General features: G+C 63.1%; 22 protein-coding genes. 10 read left to right on the forward strand and 12 right to left on the reverse strand.

Annotation, left to right across the window (positions count from 1 at the left end):
• Positions 1–7 precede the first annotated feature (7 nt).
• Positions 8–742 (reverse strand): TetR/AcrR family transcriptional regulator, encoded by a 735-nt coding sequence (locus ACSQ3L_RS03445; RefSeq protein ID WP_436158658.1) that lies wholly within the window; start codon positions 740–742, stop codon positions 8–10.
• Between the two features lie 127 nt (positions 743–869).
• Here ACSQ3L_RS03445 and ACSQ3L_RS03450 point away from each other — a divergent pair, with 127 nt between their 5' ends.
• Together ACSQ3L_RS03450 and ACSQ3L_RS03455 are read left to right on the forward strand one after the other, a co-directional pair.
• Positions 870–2,069 (forward strand): HlyD family secretion protein, encoded by a 1,200-nt coding sequence (locus ACSQ3L_RS03450; protein WP_436158659.1) that lies wholly within the window; start codon positions 870–872, stop codon positions 2,067–2,069.
• A 22-nt stretch (positions 2,070–2,091) separates the two neighbouring features.
• Complete coding sequence (locus ACSQ3L_RS03455; RefSeq protein WP_436158660.1) at positions 2,092–3,684, forward strand: DHA2 family efflux MFS transporter permease subunit; 1,593 nt, start codon at positions 2,092–2,094, stop codon at positions 3,682–3,684.
• Between the two features lie 141 nt (positions 3,685–3,825).
• On the opposite strand, the gene msrB is transcribed toward ACSQ3L_RS03455, so the two are convergent.
• The 4 genes from msrB to ACSQ3L_RS03475 all read right to left on the reverse strand — a co-directional run bounded on the left by msrB (position 3,826) and on the right by ACSQ3L_RS03475 (position 6,581).
• Positions 3,826–4,329 (reverse strand): peptide-methionine (R)-S-oxide reductase MsrB, encoded by a 504-nt coding sequence (msrB, locus tag ACSQ3L_RS03460; RefSeq protein WP_436158661.1) that lies wholly within the window; start codon positions 4,327–4,329, stop codon positions 3,826–3,828.
• A 207-nt stretch (positions 4,330–4,536) separates the two neighbouring features.
• Positions 4,537–5,094, reverse strand: a complete 558-nt coding sequence (locus tag ACSQ3L_RS03465) for a fasciclin domain-containing protein (RefSeq protein WP_436158662.1) — start codon at positions 5,092–5,094, stop codon at positions 4,537–4,539.
• 225 nt (positions 5,095–5,319) lie between these two features.
• Entirely contained in the window at positions 5,320–6,045 is a 726-nt protein-coding gene (locus ACSQ3L_RS03470) for an anti-sigma factor (protein ID WP_436158663.1), read from the reverse strand.
• A complete protein-coding gene (locus tag ACSQ3L_RS03475) occupies positions 6,042–6,581 on the reverse strand; it encodes a sigma-70 family RNA polymerase sigma factor (RefSeq protein WP_436163376.1) in 540 nt (179 codons plus the stop codon). The genes ACSQ3L_RS03470 and ACSQ3L_RS03475 overlap by 4 nt, the downstream gene beginning before the upstream one ends.
• A 143-nt stretch (positions 6,582–6,724) precedes the next feature.
• Here ACSQ3L_RS03475 and ACSQ3L_RS03480 point away from each other — a divergent pair, with 143 nt between their 5' ends.
• Both ACSQ3L_RS03480 and argB read left to right on the forward strand, forming a co-directional pair.
• Positions 6,725–8,221, forward strand: coding sequence for an amidase (locus ACSQ3L_RS03480; protein ID WP_436158664.1), 1,497 nt, complete (start codon positions 6,725–6,727; stop codon positions 8,219–8,221).
• Between the two features lie 106 nt (positions 8,222–8,327).
• Positions 8,328–9,221, forward strand: coding sequence for an acetylglutamate kinase (argB, locus tag ACSQ3L_RS03485; RefSeq protein ID WP_436158665.1), 894 nt, complete (start codon positions 8,328–8,330; stop codon positions 9,219–9,221).
• A 7-nt stretch (positions 9,222–9,228) separates the two neighbouring features.
• Here the strand turns inward: argB and bchE are convergent, their stop codons facing one another.
• Together bchE and ACSQ3L_RS03495 are read right to left on the reverse strand one after the other, a co-directional pair.
• The gene (bchE, locus tag ACSQ3L_RS03490; RefSeq protein ID WP_436158666.1) at positions 9,229–10,797 is read right to left on the reverse strand and encodes a magnesium-protoporphyrin IX monomethyl ester anaerobic oxidative cyclase; all 1,569 of its coding nucleotides are present in this window, start codon (positions 10,795–10,797) and stop codon (positions 9,229–9,231) included.
• A 111-nt stretch (positions 10,798–10,908) separates the two neighbouring features.
• The gene (locus tag ACSQ3L_RS03495) at positions 10,909–11,385 is read right to left on the reverse strand and encodes an Lrp/AsnC family transcriptional regulator (RefSeq protein ID WP_436158667.1); all 477 of its coding nucleotides are present in this window, start codon (positions 11,383–11,385) and stop codon (positions 10,909–10,911) included.
• A gap of 139 nt (positions 11,386–11,524) precedes the next feature.
• On the opposite strand from ACSQ3L_RS03495, the gene phhA reads away from it, so the two are divergent.
• Positions 11,525–12,361: a phenylalanine 4-monooxygenase gene (gene phhA / locus ACSQ3L_RS03500; protein WP_436158668.1), complete on the forward strand. Its 837-nt coding sequence runs from the start codon at positions 11,525–11,527 to the stop codon at positions 12,359–12,361.
• A 22-nt stretch (positions 12,362–12,383) separates the two neighbouring features.
• Here phhA and ACSQ3L_RS03505 read toward each other — a convergent pair whose 3' ends face one another.
• The 3 genes from ACSQ3L_RS03505 to ACSQ3L_RS03515 all read right to left on the reverse strand — a co-directional run bounded on the left by ACSQ3L_RS03505 (position 12,384) and on the right by ACSQ3L_RS03515 (position 14,962).
• The gene (locus tag ACSQ3L_RS03505; RefSeq protein ID WP_436158669.1) at positions 12,384–13,823 is read right to left on the reverse strand and encodes a GMC oxidoreductase; all 1,440 of its coding nucleotides are present in this window, start codon (positions 13,821–13,823) and stop codon (positions 12,384–12,386) included.
• Positions 13,820–14,005 carry a hypothetical protein gene (locus ACSQ3L_RS03510; protein WP_436158670.1) on the reverse strand — a complete coding sequence of 62 codons (186 nt, stop codon included), beginning with the start codon at positions 14,003–14,005 and terminating at the stop codon, positions 13,820–13,822. Before ACSQ3L_RS03510 ends, ACSQ3L_RS03505 begins: the two co-directional genes overlap by 4 nt.
• Before the next feature lie 195 nt (positions 14,006–14,200).
• Positions 14,201–14,962: a GGDEF domain-containing protein gene (locus ACSQ3L_RS03515; protein ID WP_436158671.1), complete on the reverse strand. Its 762-nt coding sequence runs from the start codon at positions 14,960–14,962 to the stop codon at positions 14,201–14,203.
• Positions 14,963–15,121: 159 nt separating this feature from the next.
• Between ACSQ3L_RS03515 and ACSQ3L_RS03520 the strand changes: the two genes are divergently transcribed.
• The gene (locus tag ACSQ3L_RS03520; protein WP_436158672.1) at positions 15,122–15,826 is read left to right on the forward strand and encodes a pyrimidine 5'-nucleotidase; all 705 of its coding nucleotides are present in this window, start codon (positions 15,122–15,124) and stop codon (positions 15,824–15,826) included.
• A gap of 97 nt (positions 15,827–15,923) precedes the next feature.
• Here ACSQ3L_RS03520 and ACSQ3L_RS03525 read toward each other — a convergent pair whose 3' ends face one another.
• Positions 15,924–16,769, reverse strand: a complete 846-nt coding sequence (locus ACSQ3L_RS03525; protein WP_436158673.1) for an LOG family protein — start codon at positions 16,767–16,769, stop codon at positions 15,924–15,926.
• A gap of 228 nt (positions 16,770–16,997) precedes the next feature.
• On the opposite strand from ACSQ3L_RS03525, the gene dapD reads away from it, so the two are divergent.
• The 4 genes from dapD (at position 16,998) to ACSQ3L_RS03545 (ending at position 19,446) form a co-directional block, all read left to right on the forward strand.
• A complete protein-coding gene (gene dapD / locus ACSQ3L_RS03530; protein ID WP_436158674.1) occupies positions 16,998–17,852 on the forward strand; it encodes a 2,3,4,5-tetrahydropyridine-2,6-dicarboxylate N-succinyltransferase in 855 nt (284 codons plus the stop codon).
• Between the two features lie 72 nt (positions 17,853–17,924).
• Complete coding sequence (locus ACSQ3L_RS03535) at positions 17,925–18,287, forward strand: DUF805 domain-containing protein (RefSeq protein ID WP_292179417.1); 363 nt, start codon at positions 17,925–17,927, stop codon at positions 18,285–18,287.
• Positions 18,280–18,657, forward strand: a complete 378-nt coding sequence (locus tag ACSQ3L_RS03540) for a DUF805 domain-containing protein (RefSeq protein ID WP_292179415.1) — start codon at positions 18,280–18,282, stop codon at positions 18,655–18,657. The genes ACSQ3L_RS03535 and ACSQ3L_RS03540 overlap by 8 nt, the downstream gene beginning before the upstream one ends.
• A gap of 15 nt (positions 18,658–18,672) precedes the next feature.
• Positions 18,673–19,446, forward strand: coding sequence for a hypothetical protein (locus ACSQ3L_RS03545; protein ID WP_436158675.1), 774 nt, complete (start codon positions 18,673–18,675; stop codon positions 19,444–19,446).
• Here ACSQ3L_RS03545 and ACSQ3L_RS03550 read toward each other — a convergent pair.
• Complete coding sequence (locus tag ACSQ3L_RS03550) at positions 19,349–20,389, reverse strand: 2-dehydropantoate 2-reductase (protein WP_436158676.1); 1,041 nt, start codon at positions 20,387–20,389, stop codon at positions 19,349–19,351. The two genes, ACSQ3L_RS03545 and ACSQ3L_RS03550, sit on opposite strands and share 98 nt — an antisense overlap.
• Between the last annotated feature and the right edge of the window lie 11 nt (positions 20,390–20,400).

Consider the following 20,400-nt stretch of genomic DNA (forward strand, 5'->3'; position numbering starts at 1 on the left):
GCGCTGGCTAACGCTTCGCCTCGATTGCTATCAATTGGTGGCTTTCTTCCTCGGCAAGCCTTTCGGTGCCGTAGGCCAACAGGAACATTCTGACCCCCGATCGGACGATGTGGTCGATCTCGTCCTGGCTCGGGGCCTTGGTGCGGTAGGCAAAGATGCACTGGCGGAAAAGACCGGCAAGGCAAAGATCGGTGAACTGATAGGCAGCGAGGTCGACATCGTCGATGCGCAGCAGGCCGCGATCGATGGCGGCGTTCAGGAAGGCCACCATCTTGTCGTGGCCGCGTTTGGGACCGCGTTCGTAAAAACGCGCGCCCATATCGGGTATCCGGTCGGATGCGCCTATCACCGTGCGCTGCGCCTGGATGACCTTGGCCGACGTGATCTTGAGGGACAGCACCTTGCCGAACTTGACCAGCGTCTCGCGCAGGTGGTCGGCGCGGTCGAGCACATCATACATGTTCTTGAAGATGGTGCCGCGCTCTTCCTCGATCAGCGCCTCGAACAGCTCTTCCTTGTTGGCGAAGTAGACATAGATCGTGCCCTTGGAGACGCCGGCCTCGCGGGTGATGTCGTTCATCGAGGCGGCCTCGAAGCCCTTGTCGATGAAGACACGACGGGCGCCGTCGATGATCTGGCTGCGCTTGACCGGATCCTGCCCCGCAGCCGGGCGGCCACGACGCAAGCTTTCCAACAGGTCGTCGCACGACTCGTTTTCGACGTTGGGCGGAGTCTCGGCCATAAAGGTCACACCTCGAAAATAATTCGAACCAACCGGTTCGATTACCCTTGATATGGTCCTCTTTACGCGCTATGTCAACGGCCGGATCGAACCGAACGGTTCAGTATTATTACTTTAGAGAGATGTCATGTCCTCGAACGCGCCAACATCAGCAGAAGTCCGTCCTTTCCCCAACGCCAAGGTCGCGCCCGCAACGGAAGCACCGGAAGTGCCTGTGCAGCCCGTCTCGCCGCCGCCGGTGGAGGCTCCGGCCAAGAAGAAGCGCTCGGTACGCTCCTTGCTGCTGCCGATCATCGGCGTTGCCTTGCTGAGCGCCGGCGCCTGGTACGGCTACGACTACTGGACCACGGGCCGCTTCATGATCTCGACGGACGATGCCTATGTCCAGGCCGACATGGCGTTCATCTCGCCAAAGATTTCCGGCTATGTCGATCAGGTCAAGGTAAGCGAGAACCAGCTGGTCAAGGCCGGCGATCCGCTGCTCGTCGTCGATGACGGTGACTATAAGATCGCCGTCGCCCAGGCCGAGGCGCAGATCGCCACCTTGAGCAAGACGCTCGATCGCATCGATGCCCAGACCGAAGCAGCGCGCGCCTCGCTGCAGCAGGCGCAGGCGCAGAAGGTCGCCGACCAGGCTGCCGCCGACAATGCGGTCAAGATCGCGGCGCGCGCCTCGCAACTGCTCAAGACGCATGTCGGCACGCAGGCGCAGCTGGACGACGCCCAGACGGCGGTCCAGCAGGCCGATGCCGCCCTTGTCGGCGCCGACGCGCAGGTCGCCGCCGCGCAAGCCAATATCGGCGTGCTGCAGGCGCAGCGCGCGGAATCTGCGAGCACGCTGGCGTCCTTGCAGCTCAGCCACGACAAGGCCCTGCGCGATCTTTCCTTCACCGTGCTCAAGGCGCCTTATGACGGCGTCGTCGGCAACCGCTCGGTCGAGCAGGGCGATCTCGTCAGCCCCGGCCAGAAGCTCGCCGTCATCGTGCCGATGGACAAGCTCTACATCGTCGCCAACTTCAAGGAGACGCAGCTTGCCCGGCTGGTGCCTGGCGAGAAGGTCAAGATCTCGGTCGATGCGACCGACGGTCAGGATTTCGAGGGAACCGTCTCGTCGCTGGCACCGGCCTCGGGCGCCGTGTTCTCGCTGCTGCCGCCCGAAAACGCCACCGGCAACTTCACCAAGGTCGTGCAGCGCGTCCCCGTTCGCATCGACGTGCCTGCCGACTCTCTGAAGAGCGGCAAGCTGCGTGCCGGCCTGAGCGTCGTCGTCGCTGTCGACAGCCGCACCGCCCCATCCGGGTCGGCGTCAGCGGCCGCGTCGAACTGAGCGGCGGCCGGGGAGCAATGCCATGGCAACCGCAACCCTGACAGCAGGAGCGCCACCGGCGAGGCCGGCGGTGCCCGACACCATTTCGACGCGGCGCGTCATCGCCTTCCTGGCGATGGTGTTCGGCATGTTCATGGCCATCCTGGACATCCAGATCGTCTCCGCCTCGCTGGCCGAGATCCAGGCCGGCCTGAGCGCCAGCTCCGACGAGATCCCGTGGGTGCAGACCGCCTATCTGATCGCAGAGGTGGTGATGATCCCGCTGTCGGGCTTCCTCAGCCGGATGCTGTCGACGCGCGTGCTGTTCACGATTTCGGCGGCGGGCTTCACCGCGGCCAGTGCGCTGGCGGCGACCGCCACCAACATCGACCAGATGATTGTCTACCGCGCCGTCCAGGGCTTCATCGGCGGCGGCATGATCCCGAGTGTCTTTGCCGCCGCCTTCACCATCTTCCCGCCCTCGCGCCGCGCCGTCGTGTCGCCGATGATCGGCCTTGTGGCCACGCTTGCGCCAACCATTGGCCCGACCGTCGGCGGCTATATCAGCCATGCCATGTCCTGGCATTGGCTGTTCCTGGTCAACGTCGTGCCCGGCATCCTGGTGACGACGGCTGCCTGGACGCTGATCGACTTCGACAAGCCCAACCTCAAGCTGTTCAGCAAGTTCGACTGGTGGGGCCTCGCCGGCATGGCGGCCTTCCTGGGCTGCATGGAGTATGTGCTCGAGGAAGGCCCCAACAATGACTGGCTGCAGGACCAGGGCGTGTTCATCTGCGCCATTGTCATGACCATTGGCGGGGTGCTGTTCTTCTGGCGCGTGTTCACCGCCGAGGAGCCGATCGTCGACCTGAAGGCGTTCACCAACATCAACTTCGCCTTCGGCTCGCTGTTCTCCTTCGTCATCGGCATAGGCCTCTACGGCCTGACCTATCTCTACCCGGTTTTCCTCGGCCGCATCCGCGGTTACGATTCGATGATGATCGGCGAGGCGCTGTTCGTCAGCGGCCTAGCCATGTTCTTCACCGCGCCGATATCGGGCATCCTGTCGAACAAGATGGACCCGCGCCTGATGATGATGGTCGGCTTCTTCGGCTTCGCCACCGGCACCTGGTGGATGACGCATCTGACTGCCGATTGGGATTTCTATGAGCTGCTCATCCCGCAGATATTGCGCGGCTGTTCGATGATGCTGTGCATGGTGCCGATCAACAACATCGCGCTCGGCACGTTGCCGCCCGAGCGGCTGAAGAATGCGTCAGGCCTGTTCAACCTCACCCGCAACCTCGGCGGTGCGGTTGGCCTCGCGCTGATCAACACCGTGCTGATCGACCGCAATGCCTTCCACTACGCAAGGCTCTCCGAACATGTGCAATGGGGCAGTGAGGCGGCGCAGGCCAAGCTGCAGAACATGACGCGCAATTTCGAGCAGACGCCCGGCCTGGACGCGACAAGTGCGGCGATCTCCAAGCTGTCTGGCATGGTCCAGCAGCAGGCGGCGTTGCTGTCCTTCATGGACGTGTTCTTCATGCTGACGGTGCTGTTTGCGACGCTTGGCCTGTTCACCATGCTGATCCGCAAGCCGGCCGCGGCGGGTGGCGGCGGTGGGGGTCACTGATACCGGAGCAATTCCAGGAAAAGTGTAACGTGGGCAGCGGTTTCGGGAAGCTCCTCCAGTCCACGCCCGAAAGGCTCTGACAGCGCAAAAAACTCCGGGCCGCATAAGCCCGGAGTTTTTTCATATCGGAGTTGGATCTTGTCAGGCCGTGGCGGGCTTGAAGGTCAGCGCCACGCCGTTGATGCAATGGCGCAGGCCGGTCGGCGCCGGGCCGTCGTCGAAGACATGGCCGAGATGGCCGCCGCAACGGCGACAATGCACCTCGGTGCGGGTCATGGCGAGTGACCGGTCGACGGTCGTGCCGATGGCCTTGGGGATCTCCTGCCAGAAGCTCGGCCAGCCGGTGCCGGAATCGAATTTCGTCTCGGACGAATAGACCGGCAGGTCGCAGCCGGCACAGGCAAAAATGCCCTTGCGGTGTTCGTTGAGCAGCGGGCTGGTGCCGGGATATTCCGTGCCTTCCTTGCGCAGCACGTCGAAGGCGGCCGGCGACAGAATGGCTTTCCATTCGGCGTCGGTCTTGGTGATCTCGAACGTCTCGGCCGCCCGCGCAGCCTGCGGATCGCCCATGCGCAGCATCGTTGCCACAGCCCCGACGACGCCTATGGCCGCGGCACCGCTCAAAAGAAAGTCGCGACGGTTCATGACCAATTCCTCCTGCTGTCATTTTGCCAAACTATACCGCCGCGCGGAAATCAAAAGCCGGTGACGGTGGCCCTCGAACCAACACTCCGCGCCGTCCCACATCTCGTGGGCGGCGCGGAGTGCACAGGTCGATTGCGGATCACGGGAGCGGGATCATGCAATCGACGGAGGGTCCTCGCTGCCAGTTCGCCGGCAGCAAGCCCCTTGTTACATCTTCGGCAAAAGAACCTTGTCGATGACATGGATGACGCCGTTGGACTGTTCGACATCGGCGATCGTTACATTGGCGACATTGCCGTTCTCGTCGGTGACGGTGACCTTGCCGCCGTCGGCTTTGAGCGACAGCTCGCAGCCGCCGACCGTCTTGACCTTGTGGGCGCCGCCATCAGCCTTGGCCATCGAGGCGACGTCCGCCCCCATCGCCTTGGCGCCGATGACATGGCAGGTCAGGATCTTGGTGAGCTGGTCCTTGTTTTCGGGCTTGAGCAGTGTCTCGACGGTGCCGGCCGGAAGGGCCGCGAAGGCGTCGTTGGTCGGCGCGAACACGGTGAACGGACCGGCGCCCTGCAGCGTCTCGACCAGGCCGGCGGCCTTGACCGCGGCGACCAGCGTGGTGTGATCCTTCGAGTTGACGGCGTTCTCGACGATGTTCTTGTTGGCGTACATGGCGGCGCCGCCGACCGTCGGGTTTTCGGCATAGGCGGCGGTGGCAAGGGCGGAAACGGCGATTGTACCGGCGAGCAAAAGGGTGGCGAATTTACGCATGATATCAAACTCCTCGGGTTTTCTCTTCCCACCTTTGGGAACGCGAGCAGATACGGGACAAAATTGTGCGAGTTTCAGAAATATTTTGATTTTTTATTTTTATCTGCGCTGCTGGAGAGATTTGGCAACGCAACCGCTTGCCGGCCAACATGCTGCCTTTTTGCATGAGTAGCGAGGGATAGACTTCAGGTAGTCTGTTTGAGCTGGCTTTGCGCCAAGAGCCGATCAGATGCTCTTCAGATCGCCAGCGGCGACCACCGGTCCGGTCGGCTGGCCGGTCGGCGAGCCGCCCGAGGGCTCGAGGCTAACAGCGAGCACCGCGCCCTGGGCGAGCTTCTGCTGGGCCGCCGGCGAGACGACGATATGCGCCGTGGCACCGGCCGGAATGACGCCCATCGAGACCGGCGGGTTCTTGCCCTCGATCATCCACAGTTCGAAGTCCTTGCCGGCTGCACGCTCACCGGAGACGTGCGACAGGCCGACTTCGTGATGCGCGGCGTCGTAGACGGCGAGATATTTGACGTCGCTGCCCTCGGCGGCCAGTGAAGCGACGAGGCGTGCCTGCGGCTGCTCGACCGGCGGATTGAGGATGGGCACGGCGATGTAGATTGCGAGTGCCGCAACCGCCGCCGCGGCAAGGCCGCGCCAGAAGGCCAGGCTGGACCACAGGCTGCGAGGTTGTGTGGGTGCGGTCACCGCCGCGGCGGACGCAAACAACCTGCGATCGACCGCAGTCTTCACTGAAGCCGGCGGCTCGATTTCCGGGTAGGCGGCGGCCAGCGGCGAGAAACTGACCGCCCAGCCGTCGACAAGGCGGGCGAAATCCGTCTCGACGTCGGTGCGGCGGGCGGCGATCTGGCGTTCGTCGGCATCCAGCACGCCGAGAACGTATTCGGCGGCGAGCAGGTCGTCGCCTCCACGTTCCGGTCCTGTGTCTTCTGCCAGCGTCATCTTTCCAGACATTCTCTGAGTTTCAACAGGCTGCGGCGCAGCCAGGTACGCATCGTGTTCAGCGGCACGCCGTGGCGCTCCGCCAGTTCGGCATAGCTTTCGCCCTTGAGATAGGCGCCCCGGACGGCCGCCGCCCGGTCCCTCTCCAACTCGTCGAGACAATGATGGATGCGTTCGGATTCGTCGCCCGCCACCACCATCGCTTCAGGCCCTGGCGCCGGATCGGCCACGTCGAGCACAGCGTCGATATCGGCGGCAGGCTTGCGTCGCGCCCTGACGCGATCGATCGCGTGGTTGCGCGCTATCGCCACCAGCCAGGAGATCGGGCTTAGATCGGAGACGGCAAAACGATCCGCCTTCGTCCATATCTTGACGAAGACTTCCTGTAGCGCTTCTTCCGCATCTCCCCGGTCGTTCAATACACGAAGACAGACGCCAAAAAGTTTCGCGCTGGTCTGCCGGTAGAGCAGGTCGAACGCAGCCCGATCCTTCATGGAAGTTCGGACGATCAGCTTGGTGATGTCCTGCGGCGTCATCTCAGGCAAATTAGGCGATTGCAATGTATTTGCAACGGCGGAAATAACCTTGTGCACGCCTAAGCTTTTGCGTGCCGCCAGCCCTGCCGATTGCCAATGAAATCGCCACTGGCTAGCTTGCCTGCAGTGACGGGGGAGCACGCATGTCGGTTGAACGGATCCTTTGGGAAGAAGACGCCACCGGCCTCGCCGACCTGGTTCGCAAGGGCGAACTGTCCGCGACCGAGCTGACCGAAGCCGCCATCGCCCGCGCCGAAGCCACCCGTCCCGACATCAACGCTACGGCAGAGCCGCTCTATGATGCCGCCCGCGCCCGCGCCAAGACCGTCGACCGCTCGCTGCCGCTGGCTGGCGTCCCGTTCACCATCAAGGATCTCGGCATCGCCATCAAGGGCGTGCCGACGCATGGCGGCAGCCGCATTCCGGCATGGCTGGCCGATGTCAATTCGGTGCTGACCGACCGTTTTCTCGCCGCCGGGCTCATTCCGATCGTCACCTCGACGTCGCCGGAACACGGGCTTCGGCTGATGACCGAATCCAAGGCCTTCGGCATCACCCGCAATCCCTGGGACACCGGCCACACCAGCGGCGGCTCGTCGGGCGGTGCGGCGGCATTGGTTGCCGCCGGCGTCGTGCCGGTGGCGCATGCCTCGGATGGCGGCGGCTCGATCCGCGTCCCTGCCGCCTGCACCGGACTTGTCGGCCTTAAGACGTCGCGCGGCCGCACCCCGCTGACGCCCTTGGTGAGCGAAAGCTGGTACGGCATGGTGGTAGACCATGCGCTCACCCGTTCGGTGCGCGATTGCGCGTTGCTGCTCGACCTCACCCACGGTCCCGATCCTTTGTCCCCCTATGCGGCGCCGTCGCCGAAAGGCACGTTCACGGCGGCCGCCGCGCGCGATCCCGGCAAGCTCAGCCTGGCTGTTTATCGCAAATCGCCGCTTGGCCTGCCGATCTCGGCTGAGACGCTCAAAGCGCTCGACATGGCGGTGGCGCTTGCCCGCGAGGGCGGCCATACGGTCGAGGAGATCGATCTGCCCTTTATCGGGCGCGATTTCTTCGCCGACTTCTGCAGGACGGTTGCCTCCGCCGTCGCCGGCACGATGCGGGCGGAAGCGCTGCGTGTCGGCCGTTCCGTTACGGGTGACATCGAGCGGGCGACGCGCGTGCTCGGCAGATTGGGCGAGATGGTGTCGGCCGGCGAGACCTATGCCGACCTGCAGCGGCTGCATGCCACTTCGCGGCAGTTGATCGCCGAGACCGCGCGGTACGATGCCGTGCTGATGCCGATCATTGCCCACCCGCCACTCGCCTGCAGCGCCATGGATCCGAAAGGTGCCGATGAGCTCATCGAGAACCTGCTCGATAAGCTTCACCTGACGCCCTTGCTGAAGCTGAAGCCATTCTTCGGCCAGCTGATGGACAAGAGCCTTTGGTTCACCCATTGGCCGGCGATCCAGAATGTCAGCGGCCAGCCGTCGATCGCTCTGCCGATCCATGTCACCGACACCGGCCTGCCGATCGGCATCCAGGCAGCCGGCCGCCCGGGCGACGAGGAGACGCTTTTGTCGCTCGCCGCGCAGATGGAGAAGATCTCCGGTTGGCTGGGCCGGAGGGCGCCGCTGATGGTGCCGTCTTGATGACGAGGTCGTGAGGCGCTCGAATATGACAGCAAAGCCATTTGCGGGCGGCGCCAATTCCCGCTAAGACGCCGCCGTCCTTACCGATCCCCAGGGAACCAAGCCGATGACGGAAATAACCGCCACCGCCGAAATGCAGGCCGCCCTGCTGTCGCGGGCGCTGCCCTACATGCAGCGCTACGAGAACAAGACGGTCGTGGTGAAATATGGCGGCCACGCCATGGGCGACAGCGAGCTCGGCAAGGCGTTTGCGCGCGATATCGCGCTGCTCAAGCAATCCGGCGTCAACCCGATCGTCGTCCATGGCGGCGGGCCGCAGATCGGCGCCATGTTGGCCAAGATGGGTATCGAATCCAAATTCGAAGGTGGCTTGCGCGTCACCGACCAGAAAACCGTCGAGATCGTTGAGATGGTGCTGGCCGGTTCGATCAACAAGGAGATCGTCGCGTTGATCAACGCCGAGGGCGAATGGGCGATCGGCCTGTGCGGCAAGGACGGCAACATGGTGTTCGCCGAAAAGGCCCGCAAGACCATGATCGATCCGGATTCCAACATCGAGCGCGTGCTCGATCTCGGTTTCGTCGGCGAGCCGGTCGAGGTCGATCGCACCTTGCTCGACCTTCTGGCCCGCTCAGAGATGATCCCGGTGCTGGCACCGGTGGCGCCCGGCCGCGACGGCCACACCTACAACATCAACGCCGACACATTCGCCGGCGCCATCGCCGGCGCCTGCAAGGCCTCGCGCCTTTTGTTCCTCACCGATGTGCCGGGCGTGCTGGACAAGGACAAGAAGTTGATCGACGAATTGACCGTGGCCGAGGCCAAGGCCCTGATCAAGGACGGCACGGTGTCGGGCGGCATGATCCCCAAGGTCGAAACCTGCATCGAAGCGATCGAGCGCGGCGTCGAAGGCGTCGTCATCCTCAACGGCAAGACGCCGCATTCGGTGCTGCTCGAATTGTTCACCGAACACGGCGCCGGCACGCTGATCGTGCCGTAACGGCTTGTCAGCCGGCTAACTTTTTCGCCCCGGGATCTTGAAGATTGCCGGTGATGGGAATGATCGGTCTGCGCGCCGGGCGTAAAACCGTCATCGATTCCTCCTCGACGTCCTGCGGCGCACCCCAGAATTCGGCGAGCGTCGGACCGTCTTTCACCCTGATGTCGCGGGCCAGAAATCCCCAGACCTCGCGAAACCAGACGCGGCGGCCCATTTGCGTATACCAGCGCATCGAATGGCGCTGTTCGGGATCCCTGTGGAACAGGATGCGGGCCAGCGCCTTCGGCCGCGATTGCACCGCCAGCTCGATCAGCTTGACGCTGAAGAACAGCATCCAGGGTTTCAGCCGCGTCATCCGCAGCACCTGGTGCTTGTAGTCCCACAGGCGCGCGTCCTTTTGGATCACCTTGCGGTCCCGGGCGATGCGGAAGAACGGTGTCCAGCGATGCGGCGTCACATAGAGCGCCTGGATCTGGTCCGGATCGTAGGCGATGAGCTGGCGAAAGCCGCGCCACAGGTCGCGAAAACCTTCGTCCTCGAAGCCGGTGACCCAGGTCGCCATCGACAGGATGCCGTGCAGGCGCAACAGCCTGATCGCCTCGCGGTCGGATGAGGTGCTGCCGCCCTTGCGGATCAATTGAAGCGTCTGTTCATCGGTGTTTTCCATGCCGAGCAGCCAGCGGATGATGCCGGCCTTGCGGTAAAGGTGCAGGATATCGGCATCGCGCACGATATCGTCGGCGCGAGTCGAACCGACGATCAGCACCGGCACGTTCTCGGCAATGAGGGCGTCGAGAAAGGTGCGCCAGGCCTTCTTCGAAACCGTCGGGTTCTCGTCGGCGAGGTTGATCAGCTCGACGCCGTGCTCGCGATGCAGCCAGGCGATTTCTTGCGCGAATTTCACGGGATTGCGATGCCGCCAGCGGGTCCAGAAGCCGCGCTGGCCGCAATAGTTGCACAGATGCGGGCAGCCGCGCGAAAACTGCATGACCACGGCCCGCTTGCCGCCCCAATAGCTGTAACTGGTATGGTCGATCAGCTCCCAGCCGACCCGGTAGGCATCGAGATCAGCAATCGTCATGGCCGGCTGCGTGGCGAAGGGACGGTGCAGATCGTCGCGAAAGGCGATGCCGGCCACGCTCGCCGGCGGCTGGCGCATTTCCAACGCCTCGACCAGCGCCACGACGGTCGCCTCGCCTTCGCCGCGCACGATGAAGTCGAAGACATCGGTAGCGGCCAGGATATCGCGCCAGTGATAGGTCGGGAAGACGCCGCCATAGATGATGATGGTCGCCGGCTCGCGCTGCTTGACCATCTTGGCGATCAGCAGGGCGGTCGGGTGCGCCGAGGTCGAGCCGGAATGGCCGATCAGGACGAAGTCGGGGCGATCGTCCAGTGCGTTGCGTATCAACCTGTCGAGCGGCATCGGCCCGAATTCGGCATCGACGAGCCGCACCTCATGGCCGGCATCGATCAGCGGGCCGCCGAGCGCCAGCAGGCCGAGCGGCGGCAGGTGATCGTCCGGCACGCGACTGCCGATGGCGGTATGCGGTGGATTGATCAGGACGATTTTCACGGCGGACCTCCTGGGGATTTGGTCCGCGCAAGCTGGCCGGCGATGTAGACAGGCACTTGGCCCATTTCAGCAGTTTGCGTGCAGCTTTGCCGCAGGGAATGCGGAGCACCGTCACTTCCTGAGATGGGCGAGCGGCACGTGGCCGGGTCCCTTGATGTTCTGCAGCACGAGCTGGGTGTGGACGTCGCGCACGCCATCGAGCCGCATCAGCCGGTGCATGACGAAGGCGTTGAGCTCGTCGACCGAAGGCACCATGACATGCAACAGGAAATCGTGGTCGCCAGTCATCGTCCAGCATGAGGACACCTCGTCCATGCGCTGCACGGCGGCGATGAAGCTTTCCGGCGAGCCGTCGCTGTGGCTGACGAGGCGCACCTGGATAAACACCTCGACCATCAGGCCGACCGCCCGGCGGCTGATCACCGCGGCAAAACCCTTGATGATGCCGGCCTCCTGCAGCGCCTCGAAGCGCCGCGCGCACGGCGTCGTCGACAGCCCGATTTCTTGTGCCAGTTCGGACACCGGCTTGCGCCCGTCGCTTTGCAGGAGGTCGAGCATCTTGATCTCGAAATCATCAAATTGAGGCATTTTCACTCCTTTGGTAGTTTTTCGAAGTGAATACTATCCAGATTTGCACCTTTGAGCCATCATCAAAACCGATTTGCCTCGGGAAATTCGGTTAGGCTTTCGGCACGTCAGCCATTCATGATTTGCGAGGAGAAAAACCATGACGACGATGAGCGTTGCCGAATACGCCCGCGACTGCGCGGCGCAGGGCTTGCGTGGCGACTATTCGGTCTGCCGTGCCGATTTCACCGTGGCGCAGGGTTACGACTACAGCACCGAAGAGCAGGCGGTGTGGCGCACGCTGTGCGACCGCCAGACCAAGCTGACGCGCAAGCTGGCCCACCATTCCTATCTCGACGGGGTCGAAAAACTCGGCCTGCTCGACCGCATCCCAGACTTCGAGGAGGTCAGCATCAAACTGCGCAAACTGACCGGCTGGGAGATCGTCGCCGTGCCGGGTCTCATTCCTGCAGCCCCCTTCTTCGATCATCTCGCCGATCGCCGCTTCCCGGTCACCAACTGGCTGCGGACGAGACAGGAGCTCGACTACATCGTCGAGCCCGATATGTTTCATGATTTCTTCGGCCATGTGCCGGCGTTGTCGCAACCGGTGTTCGCCGACTTCATGCAGATGTATGGCGAGAAGGCCGGCGATATCATTGCGCTGGGTGGCGACGAGATGATTTCCCGACTCTACTGGTACACGGCAGAATATGGCTTGATGCAGGAAGCCGGCCAGCCTCTGAAAGCCTTTGGCGCCGGCCTGATGTCGTCATTCACCGAATTGCAGTTCGCGGTCGAAGGCAAGGACGCCCACCACGTGCCCTTCGACCTGGAAACGGTGATGCGCACCGGCTACGAGATCGACAAGTTCCAGCGCGCCTATTTTGTGCTGCCGTCGTTCGACGCCCTGCGCGATGCCTTCCAGACCGCCGATTTCGAGGCGATCGTCGCCCGCCGCAAGGACCAGCCGGCGCTCGACCCGGCGACGGTTTAGCAAGCACGTTGCCGTGGAACCGTCAGGCGGTGACCACCTTGCTCAGATGGTCGCCCAGCCGGCAGGCCAGCGCGGTGATCGTCGTCGTCGGGTTGCATTGGCCCGACGTGCAGAACACCGAGGAACCGCCGACATAGAGATTGTCCATGCCGTGCACCTTGCAGTTGGCGTCGACGACGCTCCTGGTGACGTCCGTGCCCATGCGCGTGCCGCCCATGTGGTGATGGCCCGCCGTCTCGTCGTTGGTCGGATAGTCCTGACCGTTGCTGATCCAGTCGGCAATACGCACCCGGCCGAGATTCTTCTCGATCAGGGTCGTGCCGAACAGTCTGAGCCCTTCAAGCAGGGTGCGGCGTTCCAGCTCGGATTTCTTCCAGTGCAGCTCGATGCGCGGCACGCCGGCACGGTCGACATCGGTCTTCGACAGCTCGATCTGGTTGGAGGCCAGCGGCGCCTGTTCCCAGGCAACATAGAGCTGCGCCGCGCAGCGCAGCCTCTGGCTGAGCTTGGAGGACATCCACTCGGCCATGTTGGGCGCCGTACAGGCGAGGTCGGCGATGAGGTTCTTGACGCCGGGATACGGCGTTTCGATCAGCCTGATGCCGAAGTTCATGATCTGCAGGCGTTCCATGGCGGCAGCCGTTGGCGAGAAAAAGGCCTCGTTGACGGCATCGACCTCGAACTCTCCATAGTCGGCCAGGATGGCGTTGCCGCCCTGGAAGGTCGGATGCTCCATCCAGTAGCGGCCAAGCGCCGTCGCATTCGGCACGACGCCGCCGTTTGAGCGCTGGTTCGACCACAAAAGCAGCCGCGAATTCTCCAGTCCGCCGGTGCAGACAATGAAATAGTCGGCGCTGAAGGAGCCGGCGTCCTGCCCATTCGACCACAGTCTGGCGCCCGTCACGCGTCTGCCGTCCCCGACAAGTTCAGTGGCGCAGGTGTTGAGCACCACGGCGATGTTCCTGGCTTTGTCGAGTTCGTCGCCGAATTTTTCGGCGAAGCGCACAGCCGGGCTCTTGATCAGCTGCACCCAGCGAATGTCGTCCGAAATCGGCATGTCCGGGCGGAAGGCCGGAAGCTCGAGAATATCGCGCACTTCCGGCAGATAGGGCTCGATGTCTGTGCGGCGGATCGGCCAACCCGTGTCGGGCACCCAGGCCTTCGGTTCGAAATCCTGTTTGTCGAGCACGCGGCACCAGCCTGCCCAGTGGTTGGAACTGCCACCCATGAACCGCAGCCGGGTGATGTCGAGATCGAAATAGAAATCGCCGACCGTGGTGCCCCGGTAGAAATCCTGCGATTCGTCGCCGAATTCCCGCGAGCCGGCCTCAAGCACCACCACCGGAATACCGGCGGCGCCGAGCTTGCGGGCAATGGTGGTGCCAGCCGGGCCGGAGCCGAGGATGCAGACCTTCGGTGAGAAGTTCGCGGCGCGATACGCCTCGTAGCTGTCGAAGATCATGCCAGGTCGCTCCGCTTCAGAATCCAGCCATTGACTTCGACGATCTCGTTCGGGTCGGCCAGGGATCGATCGGCGTGGGAAGCATCGGCATCAGGCAGCTTGCGGAACAGCGACAGGGCAGGCAGTGCGATCAGCGCCTGCACGAGCGCGCGGCGTGATATTTTTCCGATGAAGAAACTCATGGTCGGTCTCTCGATGCGGGCCTCGACTGCGCATAGCCTTCCCAGGACGACAGCTCCCGGAACGACACATGCACCGCCGCAGAAGCCAGTATCGTGCCAAGCTTCACCACAAGCAGTGAAAAGCCGAGTGGACGGGTACAACCGAGTGCAAACAGGGTTAGAATTTTGTTAACGGGCCGGTTGCAGCAGACCGGATCACGCCGCCTCCGAAATGTCCGTGTCGATGATCGTCAGGTTACGGCCCTGGTGCTTGGCCTGGTAGAGGCGCCGGTCGGCGGCGCGCATCAGCTCCGATACGCCGACATCCTCGCCGCATACGGTGCCGCCGATGCTGACCGTGAGCGGAATGGTCCGCTCGTCGACCGGCCGGAAGCGGATCAGCTCGACTTCGCGGCGAATGCGCTCGGCGACGCGCTTGGCCTCCTGCTCGGTGGCGCCGACCAGGAAGGCGCCGAACTCCTCGCCGCCGATACGACCGAGCACATCGCCGCTGCGCACGCCGCGCTGGATCGCGCTGGCGATCAAAAGCAGCGCGTCATCGCCGGTGAGGTGGCCAAAGCTGTCGTTGATCGCCTTGAAGTGGTCGGCGTCGACGATCAGCAGCGCACCGCGATCGGACTTGCGGCGCGAACCGTCGAGCGCGGCAAAGAAGCTTTCCCGGTTGAGCATGCCGGTCATGTCGTCGCGACTCGCCTTTTCCGCCAGGCGGCGATGCGCGGCGGCGAGCTGGGCATGAGCCCGGGCAAGCTCGCGATGTGCGGTTTTCAGTCTGTCGCTTTGCCAGAAGGTGCTGGCGCTGGCGGCCCATGCCAGCACCAGTGGACAGAGTGTCGAGGACAGCCAGATCGTGCGGTTGACCGGAAATCCCATGGCCGGAACGATGATCAGCGTCAGCAGGAGAGAGGCCGCGACAGAGCCGAAAGCAACGGCGGCGGATCTCAGAATTATGCTGTTCATCGCTAGCTCCCACAGGTCTGTCTCTCTGCCAGCAAGCCCTGAAGGCCACCTTTCCCGGATGCCTAAAATTTGAATCGTGAGGCGATTTACGCAACCTCAACGAGTAGAAGTTGTGGATAAAGTCGCTTTCGGAATGCCCGTTTCATGCCATAAGAGCGCATGACCACGCTCCCCGACCCCACGCGCTTCGCCCACGTCACCGACTGGGTGTTCGATCTCGACAACACGCTCTATCCGCACCATTCGAATCTGTTCTCGCAGATCGACGTCAAGATGACCGCCTATGTCGGCGAACTGCTGGCACTGCCGCGCGAGGAAGCGCGCAAGCTGCAGAAGGAGCTTTATCTGGAATATGGCACCACGTTGAATGGGCTGATGGCGCGCCACGGTATCGACCCCGACGATTTCCTCGAGAAGGTGCATGACATCGATTATTCATGGCTGGTGCCCGATCCCGTGCTCGGCACCGCCATCCGCCAGCTTCCAGGCCGCAAGTTCATCTTCACCAACGGCGACCGCAGACACGCCGAACGTACCGCGCGCCAGCTCGGCATTCTCGACCACTTCGACGGTATCTTCGACATCGTCGCCGCCGGGCTCAATCCCAAACCGGCGCGCCAGACCTATGAGAAGTTCGCCGAACTCCACGCCGTCACCGGCCACAATGCGGTGATGTTCGAGGATCTTGCCCGCAACCTGGCCGTGCCGAAATCGCTAGGCATGACCACGGTGCTGGTCGTGCCGCGCAATTTCGAACCGACCTTTTCCGAGATCTGGGAGCGCGACCCTGCCAATGAGGATGACGTCGATTTCGTCACCGACGATCTTGCGGAGTTTCTGACGGCGATAGTTGTGAGGGAGTAGGGGGAAATTGAAGAATTGGGGAACAGATCCGAACCGGAGACTGCAATCCCTCTTCATTTCATTCGTCAATTCGTCAGTTCTTCAATTCCCCTACTCCCTACTCCCCTAACTTATAGAACCGGCTGATGATCCCCCAGGCCTCGTCGGCGGTGTCGACGAAGTCGATGATGTCCTGGTCGCCGGGGCTGATCGTGCCTTGCTCGGCGAGGAAATCGAGATCGATCGCCCGTTTCCAGAAGGATTTGCCGAACAGGATCACCGGCACGCGTTCCATGCGCCCGGTCTGGATCAGGGTCAGCGTCTCGAAGAACTCGTCCATCGTGCCGAAGCCGCCGGGAAACACTGCGACCGCCTTGGCGCGCATGACGAAATGCATCTTGCGGATGGCGAAATAGTGGAAGTTGAAGCAGAGCTCCGGCGTCACATAGATGTTCGGTGCCTGCTCGTGCGGCAGGACGATGTTGAGGCCGATCGACGGCGCGCCGACATCGTCGGCGCCGCGGTTTCCGGCTTCCATCACGCCGGGTCCGCCGCCGGTCACCACGACATATTCGCGGTAGTACGAGGTGGCCGACTGCTGCGAGCAGAGGCGGGCGAATTTGCGCGCTTCCTCGTAGTATTTGCTGTTCTTCTCGAGGTTCTTCTTTTGCGTCTCGTTCTTGGCCGCCCAGGCCTCGCCGCCCGGTTCCGGCAGGCGTGCGCCGCCGAACAGGATCACCGTCGAATGGATACCGCGTTCGGCCAGGATCATTTCCGGCTTCAAGAGTTCGAGCTGCAGCCGGACCGCGCGCAGTTCGCGGCGCGTCATGAAGTCGGGATCGTTCCAGGCGAGCCGATAGGTCTCGGCACGCGTCTGCGGCGTGTCCGGCACGCTTTTCGACCGCTCCAGATCCTCGTCCGAATGCGGCAGCGGGGTCCACCCCGCCTTTTCCATAGGAGTCATAACTGCCTTACCCGTCCAAATTCTTCAGTTGCGCCGTCCCATGGCGCAGCCGCGATTGACCCCCATAGAGCCTTAACATAAGCAGGTTCCGCAAAAGTGTCCGGCGGTTTTGCGACAAGAACCTGCTACATGCAAAGACCCAAGCATGCGAAGCATGCCGGGGGTCCGCGCGACTTTCAAAACAGGTTAAGGCGCAGCCCCTTAACAGCTTGGTAATGGAGCGAATTCATGTCGAAGCCCGATCTGGCGAGCCTCGAAAAGACCATTGAGAAGGCTTTCGAGGAACGCGACACGATTTCGACGGCAACGCGCGGCGAAACGCGCGAAGCTATCCAGTCGGCGCTCGACCTGCTCGACCGCGGCGTCGCCCGTGTCGCCGAGCGGCAGACCGACGGCAAGTGGCATGTCAACCAGTGGCTGAAGAAGGCCGTGCTGTTGTCCTTCCGGCTCAACCCGATGGAGATCATCAAGGGCGGCCCCGGAGAGGCTGTGTGGTGGGACAAGGTGCCGTCGAAGTTCGACGGCTGGAGTGCCGTCGACTTCGAGAAGGCGGGTTTCCGCGCCGTGCCGTCGTCAATCGTGCGCCGTTCGGCCTATGTCGCGCCGGGCGCCGTGCTGATGCCGTCCTTCGTCAATGTCGGTGCCTATGTCGACACAGGTACCATGGTCGACACCTGGGCCTCGGTCGGCTCCTGCGCCCAGATCGGCAAGAACGTGCATCTGTCCGGCGGCGTCGGCATTGGCGGCGTGCTGGAGCCGATGCAGGCCGGCCCCACCATCATCGAAGACAATTGCTTCATCGGCGCGCGCTCGGAAGTGGTCGAAGGCTGCATCGTGCGCGAAGGCTCGGTGCTCGGCATGGGCGTCTTCATCGGCCAGTCGACCAAGATCGTCGACCGCGCCACCGGCGAGATTTTCTATGGCGAAGTGCCGCCGAATTCCGTCGTCGTCGCCGGTTCGCTGCCTGGCAAGCCGTTTCCCAACAACGAGCCTGGTCCAAGCCTCTACTGCGCCGTCATCGTCAAGCGCGTCGACGCCAGGACCCGCTCCAAGACCTCGATCAACGAATTGCTGCGCGATTGATCTTTGCGCAAAGCGAGCGCACCTTCCGCCGGCGCGACAATCGGTCGCGCTGGTTCAATATGGAGGGGTGACATGGACTGGAAGTATCTGCTCACAAGTTTTGATGGTCGCATCAACCGTGGCAAGTTCTGGGCCGCGATTGGGGTTTTCATCGTCATTGGCATCGTTGCCTTTATTCTCGATGCGATCCTCGGCACACGCATCACCACGGCCAGTGGCGCCCAGATCGGCATCATCGGCATTCTCATCGCTCTGGCCTCGATCTATTTCGCACTCGCAGTCTACGCCAAGCGCTGGCATGATCGCGGCAAGTCGGGCTGGTGGAGCCTGATCATGCTGGTGCCGTTCATCGGCCCGATCTGGTTTCTGGTGGAATGCGGCATTCTCGAAGGCGCCAGGGGCGCCAACCAATACGGACCGGACCCGCTTGCCTGACAAATCAGATCTCACCTGGCTTTTCTTCAAAACCTCGGGCCGCGTCAGTCGCGCGGCCTATTTTCTTGGCGGGTTGCTCGTCGCCATCATCCAGGCCTTTCCGCTCTACCGCTTCACGCTGGTGCCGGAAGGATCGGCCGAGAGCAACATGTGGTCGTTCATCTTCTTCGTCGCCTTCATCGCCTCGCTGTGGTCGAACATCGCGCTGGCGGTAAAGCGGCTGCACGATCTGGACAAGCCGGGCATTGCCGCGCTGATCCTGTTCGTGCCGGTGGTCTCGATCGTCGCCTTCCTTGTGTTGTGCCTCTTTCCAGGGCAGCCTGGACCCAACCGCTATGGCCGGCGCACCAACGAGCCGGCACAACCCTGAGGCCAGATCGGTGCCATGCGCTACCGCACGCTTGATCCGAAGCTGATCATCGAGACCGCCGAACGGCTGGAAGAGCGGATCGCCGACCGTTTCCCAAATGCGGGATTGCGTGGCGTCGCCGCCGAACTGGTCTCGCTGTCGCGCGATCTGGCGAAGGCCGCAAAAGCACTCGAGGAACCGATCTGGTGGTTGCGCGGACTCATCGTCGCCGCCTTCGTCGCCGGCGTGCTGGTGTTCGTGTTCGTCGGTACCATCCTGCCGATCGACCGCCTCTCGGGAACCCACGATGCCCTGCAGTCGGTGCAAGGCATCGAAGCCTCGATCAACACCGTCATACTGGCCGTGCTGGGCCTGCTTGCCCTGATCCGCACCGAGGAGCGCATCAAGCGAAAAAGGGTCTTTCGCCAGCTGCATGGCTTGCGCTCGCTGATCCATGTCATCGACATGCATCAGCTGACCAAGGATCCGGCAGTCCTCTCGGCCAGCTTCAAGCCGACCTCGCACTCGCCGGCCCGCATCACCAACGCAGCCGACCTTGCCCGCTATCTCGACTATTGCTCCGAAATGCTCTCGATCACCGGCAAGATTGCCGCTCTCTTCGCGCAGTCGGTCAACGACGCAGTGGTCATCGACGGCGTCAACGACATCGAGAACCTGGCGTCCAACCTGTCGCGGAAAATCTGGCAGAAGATCACGTTGATCGACGGCCGGCCGGCGCGACAATCTGCTCCGGCGCCAGGCCCGGCGAGCCAAGCCGCTCCGCTTCCGCCGCGCGCACCAAAGCGGTGATCCGTTTGACCATCGGCGCCTGCGTGCCGGCTTTTTCAGCCAGCCGCAAAACAGCACCCTGCAGGTCGTCGATCTCGGTCGGCCGGCCGCGCTGAAGATCGTCCCACATCGATGAGCGCGCCCGCGGATCTATCGCCAGCATCCGCTGCGCCAGCAGTTTGAACAGCCAGTCCGGCAGCCTGAGCACCTTTGGCAGCAGCGCGGGCCGCAAGCCAGCGATCCGCGCCGGCTCGATGCCTGACGCTTTCATCGCACTGAGCGCCTCGTCGATCTGATCGGCCAGGATCAGCCGCCAGCGACGGTCAGCCAATTCGGTCGCCAGCGGCAGGCCGGAAAGCGCGACCAGCGCGTTGTTCAAATTCACCAGCAGCTTGCCCCACAGCACGGCCTTCATGTCGCCATGGGCTTCGATCGCAAACCCTTCGACATCGAGGAGGCCGACCAGGCCGGCGTCGCCGTCTTCGACCATCACCGTGCCGTCGCTGGCGCGGTGCACACGCAGCGGCAGTTCGCCGTCCAGGGACTGCACGACATTGAATGGCACCATGCCGGCCAGCACCATGTGCCCGGGAAGTTCGTTACGCAGCCTGTCGGCATTATCGACGCCGTTCTGCAGGCTGACCACCACAGCGTCCGGACGGGCATGGGCCTTGATGAGGGCCGCCATATCCTGCGTCGCGCCGCTCTTGACCGTTACCAGGATCACGTCCGCCTGCGACAGGGCAGCGGCGGGATCGGCGGTGACGACAAGCGCCTCCGGTCTGATCGAGTGAGTGCGGCCTTCTAGATCGCTGACCTGCAATCCGCCCTGCCGCAACGCCGCCTCGATGCGCGGCCGGGCCAGCAGGATAACCTCGCGCCCGGCGAGCGCCAGGCAGCCGCCGGCATAGCAGCCGATGCTGCCGGCGCCGGCAATGACGATCCTTCTATCCCCGTTTGCCATCCTGTCGCTCC

It is taken from the genome of Mesorhizobium sp. LjRoot246, assembly GCF_964254115.1.
Taxonomy (GTDB): domain Bacteria; phylum Pseudomonadota; class Alphaproteobacteria; order Rhizobiales; family Rhizobiaceae; genus Mesorhizobium.